The organism is Vibrio azureus (genome assembly GCF_002849855.1).
Lineage (GTDB): Bacteria > Pseudomonadota > Gammaproteobacteria > Enterobacterales > Vibrionaceae > Vibrio > Vibrio azureus.
In genome coordinates this window covers 2,957,347-2,976,136 of sequence record NZ_CP018616.1, presented here as the reverse complement: position 1 = coordinate 2,976,136, position 18,790 = coordinate 2,957,347, and the positions used below count along the sequence as shown (strand labels likewise).

The 18,790-nt window shown below is 42.4% G+C and carries 22 protein-coding genes; 14 read left to right on the top strand and 8 right to left on the bottom strand.

The genetic code is table 11. The features are described from left to right. Positions 1-9 precede the first annotated feature (9 nt). The gene (locus tag BS333_RS13575; protein ID WP_021711614.1) at positions 10-627 is read right to left on the bottom strand and encodes a tRNA-uridine aminocarboxypropyltransferase; all 618 of its coding nucleotides are present in this window, start codon (positions 625-627) and stop codon (positions 10-12) included. A gap of 110 nt (positions 628-737) precedes the next feature. On the opposite strand from BS333_RS13575, the gene BS333_RS13570 reads away from it, so the two are divergent. Beyond that, positions 738-1,217 carry an EVE domain-containing protein gene (locus tag BS333_RS13570; RefSeq protein WP_021711613.1) on the top strand — a complete coding sequence of 160 codons (480 nt, stop codon included), beginning with the start codon at positions 738-740 and terminating at the stop codon, positions 1,215-1,217. 48 nt (positions 1,218-1,265) lie between these two features. Here the strand turns inward: BS333_RS13570 and BS333_RS13565 are convergent, their stop codons facing one another. Both BS333_RS13565 and BS333_RS13560 read right to left on the bottom strand, forming a co-directional pair. Then, positions 1,266-2,090 carry a Cof-type HAD-IIB family hydrolase gene (locus tag BS333_RS13565; protein WP_021711612.1) on the bottom strand — a complete coding sequence of 275 codons (825 nt, stop codon included), beginning with the start codon at positions 2,088-2,090 and terminating at the stop codon, positions 1,266-1,268. 147 nt (positions 2,091-2,237) lie between these two features. Beyond that, positions 2,238-3,236: an alpha/beta fold hydrolase gene (locus tag BS333_RS13560; protein ID WP_021711611.1), complete on the bottom strand. Its 999-nt coding sequence runs from the start codon at positions 3,234-3,236 to the stop codon at positions 2,238-2,240. Positions 3,237-3,301: 65 nt separating this feature from the next. On the opposite strand from BS333_RS13560, the gene rhtB reads away from it, so the two are divergent. The 4 genes from rhtB (at position 3,302) to arsJ (ending at position 7,097) form a co-directional block, all read left to right on the top strand. Further along, complete coding sequence (rhtB, locus tag BS333_RS13555; RefSeq protein WP_021711610.1) at positions 3,302-3,919, top strand: homoserine/homoserine lactone efflux protein; 618 nt, start codon at positions 3,302-3,304, stop codon at positions 3,917-3,919. Positions 3,920-4,161: 242 nt separating this feature from the next. Then, positions 4,162-5,163 (top strand): ArsJ-associated glyceraldehyde-3-phosphate dehydrogenase, encoded by a 1,002-nt coding sequence (locus BS333_RS13550; protein ID WP_021711609.1) that lies wholly within the window; start codon positions 4,162-4,164, stop codon positions 5,161-5,163. Positions 5,164-5,173: 10 nt separating this feature from the next. Next, positions 5,174-5,677 carry a cyclin-dependent kinase inhibitor 3 family protein gene (locus BS333_RS13545; protein WP_021711608.1) on the top strand — a complete coding sequence of 168 codons (504 nt, stop codon included), beginning with the start codon at positions 5,174-5,176 and terminating at the stop codon, positions 5,675-5,677. A 190-nt stretch (positions 5,678-5,867) separates the two neighbouring features. Then, entirely contained in the window at positions 5,868-7,097 is a 1,230-nt protein-coding gene (gene arsJ / locus BS333_RS13540) for an organoarsenical effux MFS transporter ArsJ (RefSeq protein ID WP_033004473.1), read from the top strand. A 337-nt stretch (positions 7,098-7,434) separates the two neighbouring features. On the opposite strand, the gene BS333_RS13535 is transcribed toward arsJ, so the two are convergent. Beyond that, a complete protein-coding gene (locus BS333_RS13535) occupies positions 7,435-7,914 on the bottom strand; it encodes a cystatin family protein (protein ID WP_021711366.1) in 480 nt (159 codons plus the stop codon). A gap of 211 nt (positions 7,915-8,125) precedes the next feature. Between BS333_RS13535 and BS333_RS13530 the strand changes: the two genes are divergently transcribed. Further along, on the top strand, positions 8,126-9,139 hold the full coding sequence (locus BS333_RS13530) for an acyltransferase (protein WP_033004379.1): 1,014 nt from the start codon (positions 8,126-8,128) through the stop codon (positions 9,137-9,139). Here BS333_RS13530 and BS333_RS13525 read toward each other — a convergent pair. Next, positions 9,136-9,465, bottom strand: a complete 330-nt coding sequence (locus BS333_RS13525; RefSeq protein WP_021711364.1) for a DUF2500 domain-containing protein — start codon at positions 9,463-9,465, stop codon at positions 9,136-9,138. The two genes, BS333_RS13530 and BS333_RS13525, sit on opposite strands and share 4 nt — an antisense overlap. Positions 9,466-9,703: 238 nt before the next feature. Here BS333_RS13525 and BS333_RS13520 point away from each other — a divergent pair, with 238 nt between their 5' ends. Both BS333_RS13520 and BS333_RS13505 read left to right on the top strand, forming a co-directional pair. Then, on the top strand, positions 9,704-10,072 hold the full coding sequence (locus BS333_RS13520; protein WP_021711363.1) for a hypothetical protein: 369 nt from the start codon (positions 9,704-9,706) through the stop codon (positions 10,070-10,072). A 904-nt stretch (positions 10,073-10,976) separates the two neighbouring features. Continuing rightward, the gene (locus BS333_RS13505) at positions 10,977-11,615 is read left to right on the top strand and encodes a lysoplasmalogenase family protein (RefSeq protein ID WP_021711362.1); all 639 of its coding nucleotides are present in this window, start codon (positions 10,977-10,979) and stop codon (positions 11,613-11,615) included. Positions 11,616-11,699: 84 nt separating this feature from the next. Here BS333_RS13505 and BS333_RS13500 read toward each other — a convergent pair whose 3' ends face one another. Both BS333_RS13500 and rsmD read right to left on the bottom strand, forming a co-directional pair. Next, positions 11,700-11,966 (bottom strand): DUF1145 domain-containing protein, encoded by a 267-nt coding sequence (locus tag BS333_RS13500; RefSeq protein WP_021711361.1) that lies wholly within the window; start codon positions 11,964-11,966, stop codon positions 11,700-11,702. A gap of 25 nt (positions 11,967-11,991) precedes the next feature. Beyond that, positions 11,992-12,591 (bottom strand): 16S rRNA (guanine(966)-N(2))-methyltransferase RsmD, encoded by a 600-nt coding sequence (gene rsmD / locus BS333_RS13495; RefSeq protein ID WP_021711360.1) that lies wholly within the window; start codon positions 12,589-12,591, stop codon positions 11,992-11,994. Between the two features lie 219 nt (positions 12,592-12,810). Here rsmD and ftsY point away from each other — a divergent pair, with 219 nt between their 5' ends. From ftsY to glpG, 6 genes are all read left to right on the top strand, one after another. Beyond that, a complete protein-coding gene (gene ftsY, locus BS333_RS13490; RefSeq protein ID WP_021711359.1) occupies positions 12,811-13,995 on the top strand; it encodes a signal recognition particle-docking protein FtsY in 1,185 nt (394 codons plus the stop codon). A 22-nt stretch (positions 13,996-14,017) separates the two neighbouring features. Next, positions 14,018-14,692, top strand: a complete 675-nt coding sequence (gene ftsE, locus BS333_RS13485; RefSeq protein ID WP_021711358.1) for a cell division ATP-binding protein FtsE — start codon at positions 14,018-14,020, stop codon at positions 14,690-14,692. Then, complete coding sequence (gene ftsX / locus BS333_RS13480) at positions 14,682-15,650, top strand: permease-like cell division protein FtsX (protein WP_033004377.1); 969 nt, start codon at positions 14,682-14,684, stop codon at positions 15,648-15,650. The genes ftsE and ftsX overlap by 11 nt, the downstream gene beginning before the upstream one ends. Before the next feature lie 176 nt (positions 15,651-15,826). Continuing rightward, positions 15,827-16,684, top strand: a complete 858-nt coding sequence (gene rpoH / locus BS333_RS13475) for an RNA polymerase sigma factor RpoH (protein ID WP_033004371.1) — start codon at positions 15,827-15,829, stop codon at positions 16,682-16,684. A gap of 424 nt (positions 16,685-17,108) precedes the next feature. Continuing rightward, complete coding sequence (glpE, locus tag BS333_RS13470) at positions 17,109-17,429, top strand: thiosulfate sulfurtransferase GlpE (RefSeq protein WP_021711355.1); 321 nt, start codon at positions 17,109-17,111, stop codon at positions 17,427-17,429. Then, positions 17,429-18,268, top strand: a complete 840-nt coding sequence (gene glpG / locus BS333_RS13465; protein ID WP_021711354.1) for a rhomboid family intramembrane serine protease GlpG — start codon at positions 17,429-17,431, stop codon at positions 18,266-18,268. Before glpE ends, glpG begins: the two co-directional genes overlap by 1 nt. Positions 18,269-18,371: 103 nt before the next feature. Here the strand turns inward: glpG and BS333_RS13460 are convergent, their stop codons facing one another. Then, positions 18,372-18,782 carry a flagellar basal body-associated protein FliL gene (locus BS333_RS13460; RefSeq protein ID WP_021711353.1) on the bottom strand — a complete coding sequence of 137 codons (411 nt, stop codon included), beginning with the start codon at positions 18,780-18,782 and terminating at the stop codon, positions 18,372-18,374. Positions 18,783-18,790 lie beyond the last annotated feature (8 nt).

The following is an 18,790-nucleotide window of genomic DNA, read 5'->3' as shown; positions in this document are numbered from 1 at the left end:
TGAATAGAATTAAAGGCGTTGATCAGGCGGGACGTCCTTTAACGGGTGGCCACTTTTCTCTGCTTGAAATCGAGACAAATATTGTTGGAAAAAATCCTGCATAAGTTGATGGTTTTTTTCTTCACCTAACTGGCTTAATAATTCAGCAGAGATTTCAAACGTACATAAATTACCCGTTTGTTGATTACGTCGTAAAGAATATTGAGAGTCCGCTTGAGTATTTAATGTCATTGTCGGAATGGACTCTAACCAGCGGCTTTTATTAAGTATTTTTCTGGCTTCTTGCCACGTTGCATCAAGGATGATAAAGAGCGGTACTCGATGTGATTCTTCACTATGCTGCATCACTTGAGGGAGTTCAAGGCTGTTTTCTGTGGGGAAAAGCAACACAGGAAACATACTCGGGTCGGTCAATTTTTTCCATAGTGAAGCTGGGGGTGTTTGTCTATCCCAAATCACTTGCTCGGCATTTAGCTGGCATTGAATGAGTAACTTGCCCGTGTTGCTTGCTCGCTTTTGTTCGTTGGGATGAGTGAGCAAAATAAGTGAATATTGACTGTTCAAGACCGGGGTCAAAGTGCAGTAACAATTGAATTTAAAGCCGCACTGAGAACAAGCTTGAGCCATGGTGAGTGTTCCTTTACTTTATGGGTTATATTTTGGCTGACTGTAGCTTGGGTGTTCAACATCATCTTGCTATTGCTGCTTTCACAATCGACCTCTACAGGAATGATATTATGGCATACTGGTTATTTAAAACAGAGCCTGACACTTTTTCAATTGATACACTTCGCGTACAAAATGTCTCTTGCTGGGAAGGCGTACGTAATTATCAAGCACGTAACATGATGAGAGATGAGATCAAATGCGGAGACCTGGTACTGATTTACCACTCCTCTTGTAAGCAAGTTGGGGTTGCGGGTATTGCTAAGGTCATTAAGGAAGCTTACCCAGATCATTTTCAGTTTGACCCAGAAAGCGATTATTACGATCCTAAATCCTCCGTTGATAACCCTCGTTGGGTGATGGTTGATATTGAGTTTGTCAGGAAAACGGCGCGTATTATTCCACTGTCAGTGATGAAGGCGATGCCAGAACTAGAGAGGATGCCATTGGTTAAAAGAGGCAATCGATTGTCGATAATGCCTGTTAGTGATCAAGAGTGGACAGCGATCCTCGGTAAAGAATGTCTCCCGAGTCAGCGTCGCTCGGTATAATTTTTCGGAGCACAAAGCGTCTATCTCAATGTGCTCCTTACTTACCTATTAAAGCAAATGTTCACTTAGGTAGTGCGCAACGGCATCATCAGCATTGCTGCCAATCACCTCATTATTTGGTAATGCTTTAAAGACCTTTTCATGGGCGGTTGCCATGACTAAGCCTTTTCCTGCCATCGATAACATTTCTACATCATTCATGCCGTCACCGAATGCGATGCAGTTTTCTAATGTTTGACCGAGCGATTCTGCAATTGCTTTTAACGCGCTGCCTTTCGATACATCGGCAGCCATCACTTCTAAGCACCATGGTGTTGAGAACGCGATATTTAATTGTTGGCCAAACTGTTGTTTAAGTTTGTTTTCAAATTTGACGAGGTGTTCATGATCTTCGCCAGGGTGAGTGAAGAAAATCTTAGCAATTCCTTCTTGTGGCGCTTGGTTTTTATCAAATAGCGTATAAGTAAATGCTTCGTGAAAATCACGCAGTTGCTCATCATCTTGACTGAGTAACCAAGCATCATTTTGATACATGTGGATAAGTATTTCCGGATCCATTTTGATCGTGTCGATCACGCCTTGAATGAGATTTTCAGGAATATTTTGACTGTAAATGAGTTGATCATTTTGGTCGTGTACTCGTGCGCCATTAGAAGTGATCATGTAAGCGGGAATACCAACACTGTGGCGAATGCTAGCAACATCAACATGGTGACGGCCTGTCGCAAAGATAAAGGTATATCCTTTGTCATGTAATGCTCTGAGCGTTTCTCTCGAATAGGCATTTAATTTGTGGTTAGGCGCTAATAAAGTGCCGTCTAAATCGGAAGCAACGATCTTAGTGATGGATTTGCAAGGTAGCGATGTGCTCATGAAGCCCTCATCAATAATGCTAAATTGTCTGAAGTTACTGCAGGTCATCGCTTTACTTAGTATGACGTGAGTAATGGTAAATAAACCCAAGCTTACTGCAAAATGAGCCAGAATAAGAGGATAAATTACCGATGTTATATTTCCTCTTTAATCTTCTTTTTGCTCAATATTACGCATAAAAGTAAAGAGTTTGTTGAGCGCCTGATTACGATATTGATCTTGTTCAAAGAGGACCTCGTGTTGTGAGCCCGCAATTGAAACGAATTCGACGCGAGCGTTCGTTTTGCTAAGTTTGTCGATAAACTTCTTTTGGGCAGTATTGCTGACAATACGATCGCTACCGGCTTGGAGTAATAAGACTGGCAAAGTGAGTTGGCGGGTGAGCAAAATACATTGTTTTGCAGCTATTAGCCCTTGCCAGACCCAACGCTTACTTGGCCCACCAACCTGTAACTCGGGTTTATCTTGGTATAATTGGCGAAACCAATGGTAGCGTTCATAGCTTTGACTCAATGGATTATCATCGAAAGGCTTTGCATAGTAGGCTTTCTGACCTGGAGCATAACTGGCCTGTGGTGAGCAAGCTGCCAAGATCTGGCACACAGGGAGAGCGATAGGGCTCAGGTACCAAGGAAGTTGGATGCCAAACATTGGTGAACTTAAAATTAATCCATTAAAGAGATGTTTGGGGTGAGTTTGCAAATAACGTGTTGCAATGGCACCTCCCATTGAATGTGAGAGCATTGTCCGATGCTGGTAAGCAGACAAATCAAAATGCTCAATGACGGATGCCATGTCTTTAATATAATCATCAAACTCGTAGACGTGACCTACATCAGTATTTTTTAAGAGCCGATCTGATAAACCTTGTCCCCGGTGATCAAAGGAATAGACATCATAGCCTTGTCGATAAAAATCATAAAAGAGCTCTTGATACTTCCAGACGGATTCAATTCGGCCATTGACGATAAACACGGCTTTGTCATGCTTGGGATGCGTAAGCTTGCACCAGTAAATTTTTTTCTTCTCAACGCCTTTGATAAAGCCCTCTTGGCGAGTGTGCCACAGATTTGCAATTGGGCCGGAAATGGCTTGCTTGAACAAATTTTCTTGAGAGCTTTTCAAAGGTGTAGCAGGAGTTGTCATGGATGGGTTGCCTAAATGAACACGATTAGAATGAACTATATTCGAAGAATTATAAAGGAAATGCAATGGATACACATGTTTGGCTTGCTTATCTGGCGACAGCGATAATTTTTAGCTTAGCGCCTGGCTCTGGTATGGTGAACTCGGTCAGCAATGGTTTAGCTTATGGGATGCGTCGTTCATTGAGCGCCATTGTTGGACTACAAATTGGCTTAGCCATTCACATTCTTTTGGTTGGGGCTGGGATTGGTGTTCTTGTGGCACAATCTGCAACCCTCTTTAATATCTTGAAATGGCTTGGCGCTGCTTATTTGCTGTGGCTTGGCATTCAAAAATGGCGAACAAGCTCGACTTTAGAATCTGTTCAAATAGAAAAATCAGTTTCAAGTCGAGCCTTATTTTACAAAGCAATTCTAATCAATTTGACCAACCCAAAATCGATCGTGTTTCTCGTTGCGTTGTTTCCGCAGTTTATTGACCCATATACCAATCAGATGACGCAATTACTGATTTTGGGGTTCACGACAGTGATCATTGATGGGGTTGTCATGCTTGGTTATACCTTTTTAGCTTCTCAAATTGGTGGCGTCGTTCGCTCGGAGAAAATAATGAGTAGGATGAATAAGGTTTTTGGTTCAATGTTTATTGGCTGTGGTGCTCTGTTAGCCTCAGCGAAGTATTAAGTAAGCGCTATTCAACCCATTCTTCAATACAAGCCAGTGGATTAAAATCATTGGCTTTTCTCTCTTGATATCCAGTGATGAATACCTGAATCACATTGCCATTTTGATGCTTAATTATTGAGTGCTTCGGTGCTGTTATTAATCTTTCATGACACTAGAGCCTAAGTCTTGACGGCATACGCTAAATTAGGATATATATGGAATCCCATATATATCGATTTGATGAGTATTAAGGTGGCGTGATGACAATTAAGGTCGGAATTAATGGCTTTGGCCGAATAGGACGTTTAGCACTGCGTGCTGCATTTGATTGGCCAGAATTGGAGTTTGTGCATATTAATGATGCTGCAGGCGATACAGAAGCTCTAGGGCACTTACTTGAATTCGATTCCGTCCAAGGACGTTGGCATCATGAAGTTGCCGTTGAAGGCACATCATTAATGATTAATGGCCAACGTATTGCGACTTCAAAAGAGCGTGATATTAATGCCGTTAATTGGGGACAATGTGATGTGGTCATAGAAGCAACGGGCGTTCATCGTAAAACCTCTTTGCTTAATCAATATTTACAGCAGGGTGTAAAACGTGTCGTTGTTAGCGCTCCGGTGAAAGAAGAAGGGATTGCCAATATTGTTGTTGGAGTCAATGAGCATGTATTTGACCCTGAGCAACATCGAATTGTAACGGCGGCTTCTTGTACAACTAACTGTATTGCTCCGGTAGTCAAGGTGATTAATGAAGCGCTGGGTATTGAACAATCACTGTTTACTACTATTCATGACTTAACCAATACACAGACTATTTTGGATGCTCCTCATAAAGACCTCCGTCGAGCTCGTGCATGCGGCATGAGTTTAATTCCAACCACCACTGGCAGTGCAAGTGCTATCGTGGAAATTTTTCCAGAACTGAAAGGTAAAATTAATGGCCATGCTGTACGGGTGCCTTTGGCGAATGCTTCATTGACCGACATCATTTTTGATGTGAAACGCGACACAACCGTTGAGGAAGTCAATGCTTTACTCAAAACCGCATCGCAAGGCGAGCTAAAGGGCATCTTGGGTTATGAAGAGCGTCCTTTAGTGTCTATCGATTACAAAGGTGATCAGCGTTCAACAGTCATTGATGCGCAATCTACCATGATGGTGGGCTCTCGGATGGTGAAGATCTATGCTTGGTATGATAATGAAATGGGTTACGCAACCCGAACCGCAGAATTGGTTCTGAAAGTCGGTAAAGCATAAGGAGTACACAATGACACACCCTACATGGCAGCTCGATCTCACAACTGGAAGCCTTATCTTGACCCCATGTCCTGGGACAAAAGATGCAGATTTATCAACCTCGCTACAGCAGTTGAAAAGCCAGGGGGCTGTAGCGGTTGTTACAGCTCTTGATGACCATGAACTAGCAGAAAAACAAGTATCAGCATTGGGTGATCTGGTTGGCCAATTAGGAATGAAATGGTTTCAAATTGAAATTGAAGACGATTGTGCTCCTGATCAGGTTTTTGCAGCGAAGTGGCAACAAATCAATGATGAGTTGCATGGCGTGCTGAACCAAGGAGGAAAAGTGGTTTTGCATTGCATGGGCGGGTCAGGTCGTACTGGTATTCTTGCTGCACATATACTTTTAGAAAAGGGTTGGACGTTACCAAAAGTGATTGAAGAAATTCAAACTCTACGTCCCAATGCATTCCAAAAGCCAAGCCAGCTTGATTACATACAGCGTATTGCAAAGCAAGCTGTACAGCTCTAATCGCATTTGGTACATGATGATCTAATTGGCTGTAAAGGTAGCAGCTCGCTTAATCAATCAAAAGAGTAATTTTTAATAAGCTGTTGATTTTGATTGTTTTTATTTTTTGTTTTTTATATTAACAAGTACGTTCAGAAAGAATTTGGGTTGCTATGATCCAAATGCTTGTTAGGCTGTACGTAATGGGGTCATGATGGAAAAACTGAGCAAAAGCATTCGCCAATATATGTTAGTCACTTTTAATTACTGGAACTTTACTGTGACTGACGGTGCGCTAAGGATGTTAGTGGTGCTTTACTTTCATCAATTAGGCTATTCAAGCCTCGCTATTGCCTCCTTATTTATCTTTTATGAGCTTTTTGGTGTAGTAACGAATTTAATTGGTGGTTGGTTAGGTGCTCGGTTAGGGCTAAATAAAACCATGAATATTGGTTTGATTATGCAAGTCTGTGCTTTGCTCATGCTCGCGGTTCCTAGCACTTGGTTGACTGTTGCTTGGGTTATGGTCGCTCAGGCGGTGTCAGGAATCGCAAAAGATCTGAATAAAATGAGCGCAAAAAGTGCGATTAAGGCATTGGTACCTAATGATCAGAACCACAAACTCTACAAGTGGGTAGCGATACTCACTGGTTCAAAGAATGCTTTGAAAGGGGTTGGTTTTTTTATCGGTGGTTTGTTGCTGTCCGTATTTGGCTTCCAAGCTTCGATGCTGCTGATGGCGAGTGTGTTAAGTGCAGTATTTATCTTTAGCTTGATTTGGTTAGAGAAAGATATGGGCAAAGCGAAGCATAAGCTGCCTTTTCGTCAAATATTTTCTAAGTCAGAACCCGTTAATATCCTTTCTGCGGCCCGAATGTTTTTATTTGGCGCAAGAGATGTATGGTTTGTGGTTGCGCTACCGATTTATCTTGGCAATGTCTTTGGGTGGGAACATTTGCAAGTTGCTGGTTTTTTAGCGGCTTGGGTCATTGCATATGGTTTTGTTCAAGGTCTGGCGCCACGAATTACCCAGCGGCTAAACGGCACGGTTCCGGATGGTCGTGCTGCGGTGATTTGGGCCGTTACGCTGATGTGTACCGTTGGCCTTATTGCCTACAGTGTTCAAGTTAACTGGCAGCCTCAATGGGTGATAACCATAGGTTTGATGGTATTTGGCGCCGTTTTTGCGATTAATTCCTCTTTGCACTCCTACCTTATTGTGGAGTATGCGAAAGCAGATGGAGTCTCACTGGATGTCGGTTTTTATTATATGGCCAATGCTATGGGGCGATTACTCGGAACGTTATTGTCAGGTTGGGCATATCAACAATCAGGCTTGGCGGCATGCTTGTGGGTTTCTTTTATCTGCTTAATCATCACCGCGATTATTTCTCTTTATCTCCCCAGACATATTCCACAAGATCATCCCAAGTCTTGCTAATGTTGCTCATGGCTTTTCAGTCTGTCACTTTAGGTACGCCGATAGACTGAAGAGCCATGATATACCCAAATGACCTCAAGATGCTTGATTCAGAGCGAGGTCACTGAGTTGAATTCAAGGAAGACTACGAAGCGGAATAGCAAGCTCTTTCCAAGTTGTCTGACGTAAGAAGTCGGCTCAGTGACACGCTCCCAAAGGGCGAGTGTCCTTAACTCTCAGACTTTGTTAACGATTCTCAATGTAGAACGACTATATCTCCGAATCGTTGCCGCGCCTGAGAGTTAAGGTCATCTCGCTGAACGCAGCATCTTGAGGTTATTTGGGTATATTAAAGGCCTTATGGGCAAAGAGGACCTAATTCAGCAGGCTGAATAATCTGTAGCTCTCCTTGCAATGGACGATAAACGACCACGTGTAAAATCGCGCCATTTTTTAACTCGTATTCAATCGCGTAATTCGTACCGCTGACAATTTGCGTTCTTACATCCAGAATTTTACTGAACTCTGGCGTCATATTGGTTTCGTTAAGCACAAAATCCATCGCGTGTTGTGCTTCTGGAGAGAGGTCCTGCTTTGACCAGCCCCCCGCTAGATTCTTATCGCCGCAGATGGGATTGGGCTTGGTGAGATCTTTGGTCAAATGCGATTCTTCCCATTGTTGTGGTGTCTCCGCCATGGCTTCTTCTGCCGCGACTTCTATTTTTTGCTGGGCTTCGCTGGTGGCTTGAGTAGGCGTCTCTATCACGACATCTTGTTTCTTATCACAACCAACCAGCGCAACAATACAAACCAGTGAGGCTAACAAGGTTTTTTTCATTATGATCTCTCTTAATATCAGCGGCTCAATAGATTAAAGGTGTAAGTTTATAATCATGTTCAAAATGAAAAGCTTAGGGCGTGAATCTCATTTATACAACTTTTTGGCGTAAATTGTTGATTAAGACTGGTAAAGGAAGAGTCTTTGATTAAATTTGTTGGGGCATATTCTCTACATGCTGGAGAATAAAATGGAAAAGCTATCAAAGGAAATGACAGAGCGAGTTCTATTTTTTTATTTATTACGTTGTGTTGCGGCACTTGCAGTCATCACTATTCATGTTATTGGGCCCTATCGACATGGCCTAGGTACCATTCCCATCGAGCAATGGCTTGTGGTTATTGGCATTAACAGTGCGAGCCGTTGGGCAGTGCCGGTATTTATTTTGATTACCGGAGCACTGATGTTGAGTGATCAACGGGCATTCAATCCTAGGTATTATGTTCAACGTCGCTGCAGTAGAGTGGTGGTGCCATTTTTATTCTGGTCTATCTTCTATGCCCTTTTATCTGGATGGACAACTCAGGGTAACAGCATTGAGCATACTCTATCGGCCATACGTCAACTCGGCTCTCAAGCAACGTATTACCATTTAGGTTTTTTCTACTACTTCATACCCTTGTACTTGGTTGTTCCGCTTTTCCACTGGATGCGCCAACATTTTGATGATAGCTGGCTCTATGGTTTTGTTGTGCTTTGGCTTTTTTCAAGTGTATTGTTTTTATTCAGAGTGGATGGGTTCTGGAGCCATCCACTTTGGCTTTATGTGGGCTACTTGCCATTAGGGTATCTTTTGTTTAAGAAAGTTCCTCTTACTGGCCGCACTGTAACATGGTTTGTTTTATTGGGACTGGCTGCGTTAGCTGTGACATTTGGAATGGTTGCCTTCAATAGCTTAGAATCGGGTAAATACAGTGTTGGACGATGGTTATCATACAAAACACTGAACGTGATTCTTGTGGCTGCGATGGTGTTTATTTTGTGTCGCTTTATCAGTGAGAGGTTGCCCCTAAAAACGCACAAGGCTATTCACTTTGTTGGGCAATATTGTTTTGGCATTTATTTGCTTCCCCCTCTTTTTCTATGGCCGATGCGTGAAATGGGGTGGTTTTCTGCACATCCCGTATTGGCAATTCCTACCTGGGTATTGCTCAGTGGTTTGGGAGCCTTAGTGATGAGTTATTGGTTATCTCTCTCTGCTAAGACTCGGTGGCTGGTGCCTTAACGTTCTAAAGCGAAGTGTAAAAACTTGTCGCCACGATAAGTGAGTAATCCCTTATCTCCCGGTGTTAGAGATTGGTAGTAGTGAATGCCGACTTGAAATTCACGTTTAGGGCCCATCATCCCACGTTGCACATAAATCCAATATTCTTGATCTTCTTGGCCAGGCTGAGTTTCTGGCAAGACTATTGCTTGCTTATCTAATATGGTCACTTTAGCTTTTTGTTCTGGGGCATTATCGCCAAAGTAATGTTTGTTATAGAACTGGAAGAAAGCCCAAGCACCAGCTGCAATAAGGGTGAGTAAGGCCAGAATAAGTGAGATTGGCATAATAACCTCCCATAGTTTGTTTTACTCCATTTTACCGTACTCTATGAGTCAGTAATGGGTTAAGGTGGCTTATTCGTGATCCAGTAAAAGTGTTGTCGGTATTATTCGATCTGCTTCACAGTTTATGAATTCTGAATTGTGAAACATAAATGGAAGCTATTCAGAACAAACCGAAAAGTGCTTAATTTATAGAAGAATGAAATGACAATAAGAGTAATAGTGACCAAGGAGGGTTGCGATGTCAGATATTGAAAAAGTGGTGATGCGCACCCGTAGGCTTGAAAAGCTACTACGCACCCAATATCACGCAGATGGTAAAGGTTTGCATCAAATGATCACCAGTTGTGAAGACCGCTTACCACACGATGTGATTGCTAAGTTACGCTTTATTGCGACGGTTCGTAATAAAGTCGTGCATGAAGAAGACTACACGCTCAATGATAGAAAAGGCTTTTTGCATGCATGTGATGTATGCGAAAAAGAATTGACACCAAGGAGCTCGCGTTTTATTTGGCGGACAGCAATTTTATTGATGGTTGCTATTACGTTAGCAGCTCTTGGGTTCTACTACATGCATTGGGACTTATTGGTACAACATTTGAAATGAAATAGCCGAAGAATAAAAGACCGTTGTGAAGGGCAAATAAAAAAGGGACGCGATTGCGTCCCTTTTTAAATCAATGGTTTAGTACATCATTGGCAGTGTCATTAAACCAACAACTACTGCAATCATAACCAGCCCTTGTTTTTGAGAAGATGAAATCATAACACTACCCCTACAAACTTTGATGAACTTAATGTAGACAATGTATCACTTTTTTGAGTCTTCGGTCAACATCGAGGCTGAAGTATTTTAAAAAATCATAATAACTTCTATTTTTGATGGGTTTTAATGGTAAGAAACAGTGTTTTTTGACATGGTTAACAAGTGTTCTTTGTTTGTTTTGTATACGATTTTTCAGTTTAAGTGTTTGTTTTTGTTTGGTTATAATGTTGGTGAATATTTATTCGTTTTTTTTGTTTTGTTTTTTTTGGTTTTTTATTTTTTTCTTATCGAAGTCCTTATAAGTATGATTAAATCTGCTTTATTTTGATGTTTTCCTTTGGGTGGTGATGGTCGGGGAGGGTTTTTCATTCATATGAAAGACTTTTCTGTATAAATTGATTGTTGTTGCTCTTTTTTTATTTTGCTGGTTTTGTTTTATATGGTTGTTTTGTTTGAATTAATTTTCAATTATTGCGCTTTGTTTTTCTGATTTTTTATGTTTTGTTTACTTTTGGTTTTAAATTCTGCTTCGGTTTGATGAGTTGGTTTTTTTTAAATGTTTTAGGTTCGAAGCTTAGCTTATTCACTGTTTGCTATATCGATTGGAGTGAAAAATTGTGTGGAACTAAAGTGGGTTGGAGAGAGTGAATGATTCGCTATCGAGATCCAACTTTGATTGATTATGCCTTTACATCAAGATTAGTCTACCTAGACTAGCGCGTGGATAAGTGAAAGGTATGGTGAGATGTGGAGTTGGTTAGCGATCGGTTTATCAGGTTTTTATTCTGTCCTTGGGACCAAGCAAGCGAACTTTATGCAGGCTCTGGTTTTTAAGCTTTTTACCTTGTTCTTGTTATTAATTCTGATTTTGACTGCTGGAAATACAACGGCTCATTCTTACTGGATCGCAGGCGGGTTGGTAACATTTATGCTTGCTGACATACTGCATTCATTGAAATCAGGTCGGTTCTTAAAAGCACTGTATTTTACCGGCTACTTACTTGCTCAGGTATGCTATAGCAAAGCCTTTTGGGTGCAGTTAAATGGCGAAGTGATTTGGTGGCTGTTAGCGTTACTATTATCTGCCAGTATCGTGGCTTTCTTCCTTTTATTGCCCCGACTTGATGCGTTATTAGTCCCTGTTGCTATTATGGGCGTTATGCTGGTTCAAATGGCTTGGGTATCGGGAGAAGTGTGGTTGCAAATGCCGAGTTATTCTAGTGCGTTGGGTTTTGGTGGCACTTTAGTCATGATTGCCTCCGCTCTTGGTTATGCAGTGTATGACTATCGTAAAGTGAATAAGACTATCAGCCTGTGGATCAATGGCAGTTATTTGCTTTGCCATGTTCTTATTGTTGCATCCGGTGTTTCTTTATCGATTTAGCGGATGTTGGCCGTGTAAGCGGTTGGATTACTTTCGTTCTTAAGCAAAAAAGCCGCGGCTCAATTGAGTCGCGGCTTTTTGTTTTTAGACCATGTGTTTACGACGAATATCGAGTAAAGCGAAGATACCAAACACAAGGATGGAATATTTCTCCCAGGTGCTCATCTTAATTTTATCGCCGAACGCACCGATGAAAATCGCCATTTGCAGTCCATGCATCATAAATAAGAAAGCGGTCATAATGTATAATGCGATGGCGGCTTTACCGGGGAAAGGGATAAAGATATTCAGGAGTAAGACAAACCAGACAAAGGCAATGGCTGCCTTGGCAAGTATCAATAATGCTTTCATTTAACTATCCTTTTAATGTCGTATGCTAATCAGATGAACGTTGATATAGACGGAAACTGACTTGACCTGCTGTTTTTTCTCTGTGTAAATGCCAGTTATTCGGTAACTTTGTCATAGTCAGTTCTTTTTCTGTTTCGATATAGATCATAGCGTCAGCGGCTAGCCAGCCTTGCTTCTCTAGTAAATCGATCGTCTCATCTAGAAGCCCTTTACGAAATGGAGGATCGATGAAGACGACATGATATGGGGTTGCAGGCTGCTGTAAAAACTGAAGTGCATCGTTTTGAATGAGTTCAATATTGGTGGCTTTTAGAGCCGTGACATTTTTTTGTAGTTGTTGAAATGCTTGTGCGTTCAGCTCAACCATAGTGACATGCTCAGCTTGCCGAGAAGCGGATTCAAAACCAAGGCTGCCGGCACCTGCAAATAAATCGAGACACTTCGCCTGTGGTACGTCTTGGGCTAACCAATTAAAGAGTGTTTCCTTGACGCGATCCGTGGTGGGACGCAAACCTTCTGCGTCGTGGACAGGGAGTTTTCTGCCTCTCCATAGACCACTAATGATGCGTACAAAGCCGCTGGTGGGCTTTTTTTGTGATGAGTTTTGCTGGCGACGTTTTACCATAGATTTTTTGACCGCTAATAAAGTGATACTATACCCAATCACTCAGGCTGTAAGCTTGGGTATAGCCCAGAATATTGAAGATGGTAGAGTGTAACATTAATACGATGAGATTTATCTCTTAGTCACGTTTGGAACACTTTGCTCATTGCTTTTCTGACAGAGCCATCTTGTTAGAAAAGAGTCATTAATAGATAAAAAGACAATCTAGGATAGCCCCTGATGACGGAAAAGAAAAAGCGCGGATTACTTTCGTGGCTAGGCTTTGGTGATGAAGAACCAAGCCAAAAATCAAAACAAGAAGAGTCTGCTTTACCAGAGAAGGCTGAACAAACAACAGCTGACGACAAGTCGCGAGAGGAAAACCAAGCCACAGCAGACAGCTCGGAGCCAGTTGCAGCGGTTGAGGTTGTTGAAGCTGAACAAGTCGAGTCTGTCGAGCAAGAAAATCTTTCTCCTCGAGTGCAAGAGCAAGAGAAACCGACCGAAAGCTTTTTTGCTCGCTTGAAGCGCAGCCTGAGCCGTACTAAAGCCAATATTGGTGCTGGCTTCTTTGGCCTGTTTAGCGGTAAAAAAATTGATGATGATTTGTTTGAGGAGCTGGAAGAGCAACTGCTGATTGCCGATGTTGGCATGGACACAACAACGAAAATCATCAATAACCTGACAGAGAAAGCGTCACGTCGTGATTTAAAAGATGGTGAAGCATTGTATGGTTTGTTGAAAGAAGAGATGGCAGACATTCTCGCTAAGGTAGAACAACCGCTTGAAATTGACACGAGCAAGACACCTTATGTGATTTTGATGGTCGGAGTGAACGGGGTAGGTAAGACCACGACAATCGGTAAACTTGCCAAACAATTCCAAAATCAAGGTAAAAAAGTCATGCTTGCTGCAGGGGATACGTTCCGAGCTGCTGCCGTTGAACAATTGCAAGTATGGGGAGATCGCAATCAGGTTCCTGTTATTGCTCAGCATACTGGAGCGGATAGTGCGTCGGTGATCTATGACGCGATTGAAGCGGCTAAAGCGCGTGGTGTGGATGTGGTGATCGCCGATACCGCAGGGCGTTTGCAGAACAAAGCGAACTTGATGGAAGAGCTGCGTAAAATTGTGCGAGTCATGAAAAAAATTGACGACTCTGCGCCGCATGAAATTATGCTAACGCTTGATGCAGGTACGGGTCAAAATGCCATTAGCCAAGCCAAATTGTTTAGTGATGTTGCTCCGCTTACAGGAATTACCTTGACTAAACTTGATGGAACGGCAAAAGGTGGAGTGATCTTCGCGCTTGCCGATCAGTTTGAAATCCCACTGCGCTACATTGGTGTCGGTGAAGGGATCGAAGACTTGCGTCCATTTGAAACTCAAGAGTTCATTGATGCTCTTTTTAGCCGAGAAGAGTAGTTAAGAGTGAGAGGAATTCACTGTGATTCAATTCCAGCAAGTTAGCAAAGTTTATCGAGGTGGTAGACAAGCCTTACAGAAAGTTGACTTTCATCTTCGACGTGGAGAAATGGCATTTCTGGGAGGGCACTCCGGAGCCGGTAAAAGTACTTTGTTGAAACTGATATGTGCGATCGAACGCCCAAGCGATGGCAAAGTGCATTTTAATGGTCATGATATCACTCGCATTTCGCCTAAAGATATTCCCTTTTTGCGTCGTAATATCGGAATCGTTTTTCAAGATCACCGCCTGCTTATGGATCGCAGCGTCTTTGACAATGTTGCTCTACCGATGCGTATTGAGTCTATTTCTGAACAGGAAATTAAACGTCGTGTCTCGGCTGCCTTAGACAAAACCGGTTTGCTTGATAAAGCCCGCTGCCTACCAAGCCAGTTATCTGGGGGAGAACAGCAGCGTGTTGGGATCGCTCGTGCTGTGGTTAATCGACCGACGTTATTAGTTGCCGATGAGCCAACAGGTAACTTAGACCCTGATTTATCTGGTCGTATTTTGCGTTTATTTGAAGAGTTTAACCGTGCAGGAGTGACGATCCTCATTGCTACTCATGATATTGGTTTGGTCAACTCTCGCCCACAATATCGACATTTTGAGTTGAACCAGGGCTTTTTGAGTGAGGTTGATGATTATGGAAGGTAATAAGCGAACTCACAAAAAAAGGAAGGGGCGCAGTACAAAACGAGTCAATACCGACAGTGTGCTCTCTTCTCATATCAAGCAAGCAAAGGCTTCTTTCAGTGAATTGTGGCGTCGGCCTCTAGGTAATATTCTGACCTTAGCCGTGATCTCCATGGCATTGGCTATGCCTGCTTGCGTGTATTTATTAGGGAAAAATTTAGCGAGTGCAGCTGAAGATGTGGCCTCTCCATCAAAAGTGAGTGCTTACTTGCTTGAAGGTATGCCAGATGCTCGGGTTATGGTGCTTAAAGACCAAATTGAGACTTGGCCGCTTGTTAAAGAAGTAGAATATATCTCGCCGCAACAAGGCCTCTCTGACCTGAGTCAATATGCAGGTTTTGATCAGGCGTTGAGCTTATTAAATGGTTATGCGTTACCTGGGGTCTTGGTGATTGCTCCTGATTCAGAAACGAAAAGTGATGTCCAAGCTTTAGCTAATAAAGTCGCAAAACTTGAAGATGTCACCGATGTCAGGTTAGATGAAGACTGGCTAGTTCGATTAGATGCCATCAAAACACTAGCGGGTGTCATCGTTATCACTCTCACTTTGTTGATGTTAGGTGCGGTATTTTTGATTGTTGGTAATACCCTGCGCTTTAATGTACTCGCCAATAAAGAAGAAATTCAAACCATGAAACTGATCGGAGCAACAGACGGCTTTATTCTTCGTCCTTACCTGTATACCGGTATGTGGTTTGGTGTGTTGGGAGCGTTAATTGCTTGGTTAGTGACCGCGGTGATTACCTTTGTGATGAACAATGCTGTGGCAGAATTAGCCTCACTGTACGACAGTCAATTTCGCTTAATTGGCTTAAATTGGGATGAATCCTTACTTCTGATGGTGACCGGAAGCTTAATCGGTTGTATTGCGGCAAGGATCTCTGCTCAGCGTCACCTTAAAGAAATTGAACCAGTTTAATTTGTCACTGTCATATTACAGGAATTAATTTAGCGTAAAATGTTGCCTAAAGCTTGTTTAGGTTGCGTGTTTGTGGATAATAGTTTGCCCTGTTTGAAATTTGTTCATGTTAGATTCAAGTAGGTTAAGCTACAGTACAAAACGATGCTCAAGATCAGAGATTGATGAGGAATGGAATGACAAAAGAAGCGTATCCGATGGCTCTAGTCACGCAAGATAGCCTTGATAGCTATATTCGATCTGTTAATAGCTATCCAATGCTAACAGCAGATGAAGAGCGTGATTTGGCAGAAAGATTACACTACAACGGTGAAATTGATTCAGCGAAAGGGCTGATTCTATCGCACCTACGATTCGTTGTTCATGTTGCTCGAGGATACTCTGGTTACGGTTTGCCAATGGCAGATCTGGTGCAAGAAGGCAATATCGGTTTAATGAAAGCGGTTAAACGCTTCAACCCTGAAGTTGGAGTTCGACTGGTTTCTTTTGCTGTGCATTGGATCAAAGCTGAAATCCACGAATATGTGTTGCGTAATTGGCGAATCGTTAAAATTGCGACCACAAAAGCACAACGCAAACTGTTTTTTAACTTACGTAAGTCTAAAAAGCGCTTGGGTTGGTTTAATAATGGCGAAGTAGAGACAGTCGCGCGCGAGTTGGGCGTTGAGCCAGCAGAAGTTCGTGAGATGGAGTCGCGCCTAGCGGCGGTTGATTCTGCATTCGATATGCCAGTCGATGAAGATGACAGTTCTAATGCCTATACGGCGCCAACGTTATACTTAGAAGATAAAGCCTCTGATGTTGCTGATAATATCGAAGCCGCAAACTGGGAAGAGCATACCAATAACCGCTTAGGCCATGCATTGGCTAGCTTAGATCAGCGTAGTCAACATATTGTTCGTTCTCGCTGGTTAGATGATGATAAATCAACTTTACAAGATCTAGCTGATGAATATGGTGTCTCTGCAGAGCGAATTCGTCAATTAGAGAAGAATGCGATGAAGAAACTGAAACTGGCTGTGGGTGAGTTTTAACTTCTAGCTTAACAAGCATCCGATTCTTAAAGTCATAACCTGATTCATAAAAACCGAGATCATTTGATCTCGGTTTTTTTTCGCCGATCGAAAAGGTGAGTTTTTATCGATCTTTTTACTTCGCCTGCCTGTGTATAACTCTGTGAAGTAATTATTCATCATCTGTTCGAAAGCTATATGAAATAAGGCGTAAAGGCTTGTTTGTTTTTGGGGATAGTTATAGATATACACACAGTTAGATCAAGATCATCACTACATCTTGTGGATCAAACTTAGCGAATGTACTTTATTAACGCAATCCACAGATTTATCCACAGATGTCTACAATATGAACAGTTTACAATGTCCTGATGTTCTCTGTGTCTAAGTTTGGCTCTGGATAGGTTATACTGGCAGCAAAATTGAACAAGACATGAGAACGGAAATGGACCAGTTTCAACATATTGATGTACAGGGTGCTCAAGCTCTGCTTGAAGAAAGCGAGGCAGTACTTGTAGATATTCGCGATCCTCAATCTTTCGCTGTTGCTCACGCGCAATCAGCCTTTCATTTGACCAATGACTCTTTGGTCTCTTTTATCAATGATACCGAGTTCGAGCAGCCAGTGTTGGTGATGTGCTATCACGGTATTAGTAGCCAAGGCGCTGCTCAGTATTTGATCAATCAAGGTTTTGAACAGGTATACAGCGTTGATGGTGGCTTTGAAGCTTGGCAGCGAGCTGAACTACCGATAGTGAGAAATTAATGAAGAGATTGGCGACATTTAACAATCCGAGAGTGGCACAGGCATTTGTTGACTATATGGCTGCACGTGATATTTCATTGCAAATGATGCCAGAAGGTGACGGGCAATTTGCCCTGTGGTTAGCCGATAGCCAACATGAAGCGGAAGTGGAGGCTGAGCTAAAGGCTTTTTTAAGTAATCCATCGGCGAGCAAATATAGTGCAGCCTCATGGCAAGTAGCCGATAGCCGGCATAATCAGTTTCACTATGCCAGTCCGAGCATGATGACAATGATCAAAGCGAAAGCCGGTCCAGTAACCCTTTCTATCATGTTGTTGTGCTGTGTCATTTACGCATTACAACTTATGGGGTTTGGTCAAGCTCTGTTTACACAGTTACATTTCCCTGCTTTTGAAGGTCAGAAATGGCAACTTTGGCGTTGGGCAAGCCATGCCTTACTGCACTTTTCGATCACTCATATTGTTTTTAACCTACTGTGGTGGTGGCAGTTAGGAGGAGATATTGAGCGTCGTTTAGGCTCCGGTAAGCTATTGCAGATATTCTTTATTTCTGCCGTTTTGTCTGGTGTTGGACAATTTTACGTCGAAGGGGCAAATTTTGGTGGTCTTTCTGGGGTCGTGTATGCGCTGTTAGGTTACTTGTGGGTATTAGGGATGCGTTTGCCGCACTTGGGGCTCGTTTTACCTAATGGGCTAATCGGCTTTATGTTAGTGTGGTTGGTTCTGGGGTTTGTGATACCTTTTATGAATATCGCCAATACGGCCCAGTTGGTTGGATTGCTATCAGGGATTTTGCTTGCCCTGTTCGATTCAGGTAAACGTAAGTACCAGTCTTCGTGATTCAGACACTGTCTCTCGGTGTGATTACCTGCTAGTGAATAAAAGACCGCTGAGAAATTGGCGGTCTTTTTGTTGAGTCTCATAAACTAATGAATTTAGATACCTACTGGTATAAATATTTAGTGAAAAGCAAATCGGCAATGACAGTCTTACCTGTCTCCGGTAGTAGGATTTCATTTATCTTATGGACTAAGGTTTTGCGGAGATCTTCACGGCCAGATAAGGATTTTATGGTGTCCTCACTTTGTTTGCCAAGTAACTCGATCACCGCATCCCTGATCAAAGGCTGATGATGCTCAACGATAGCAAGGTCTTGTGGATTCATAACCATAATGTCAATTCTAACTTTAATGTAACCGAGTTTTTTGCCATTGGTGTGGAAGTTCGTGGTTAAGTCCGGTTCTAGCGTAAAGTAAGCCAATTGCGATTCGGCGGGCTTGTCTTCTGCCAAGCTCAGGTTTGATGCAAACAGGCTTAAGGCAAAAATGAGGGTGCTTATATAACGTTTGTACATATTTCTAA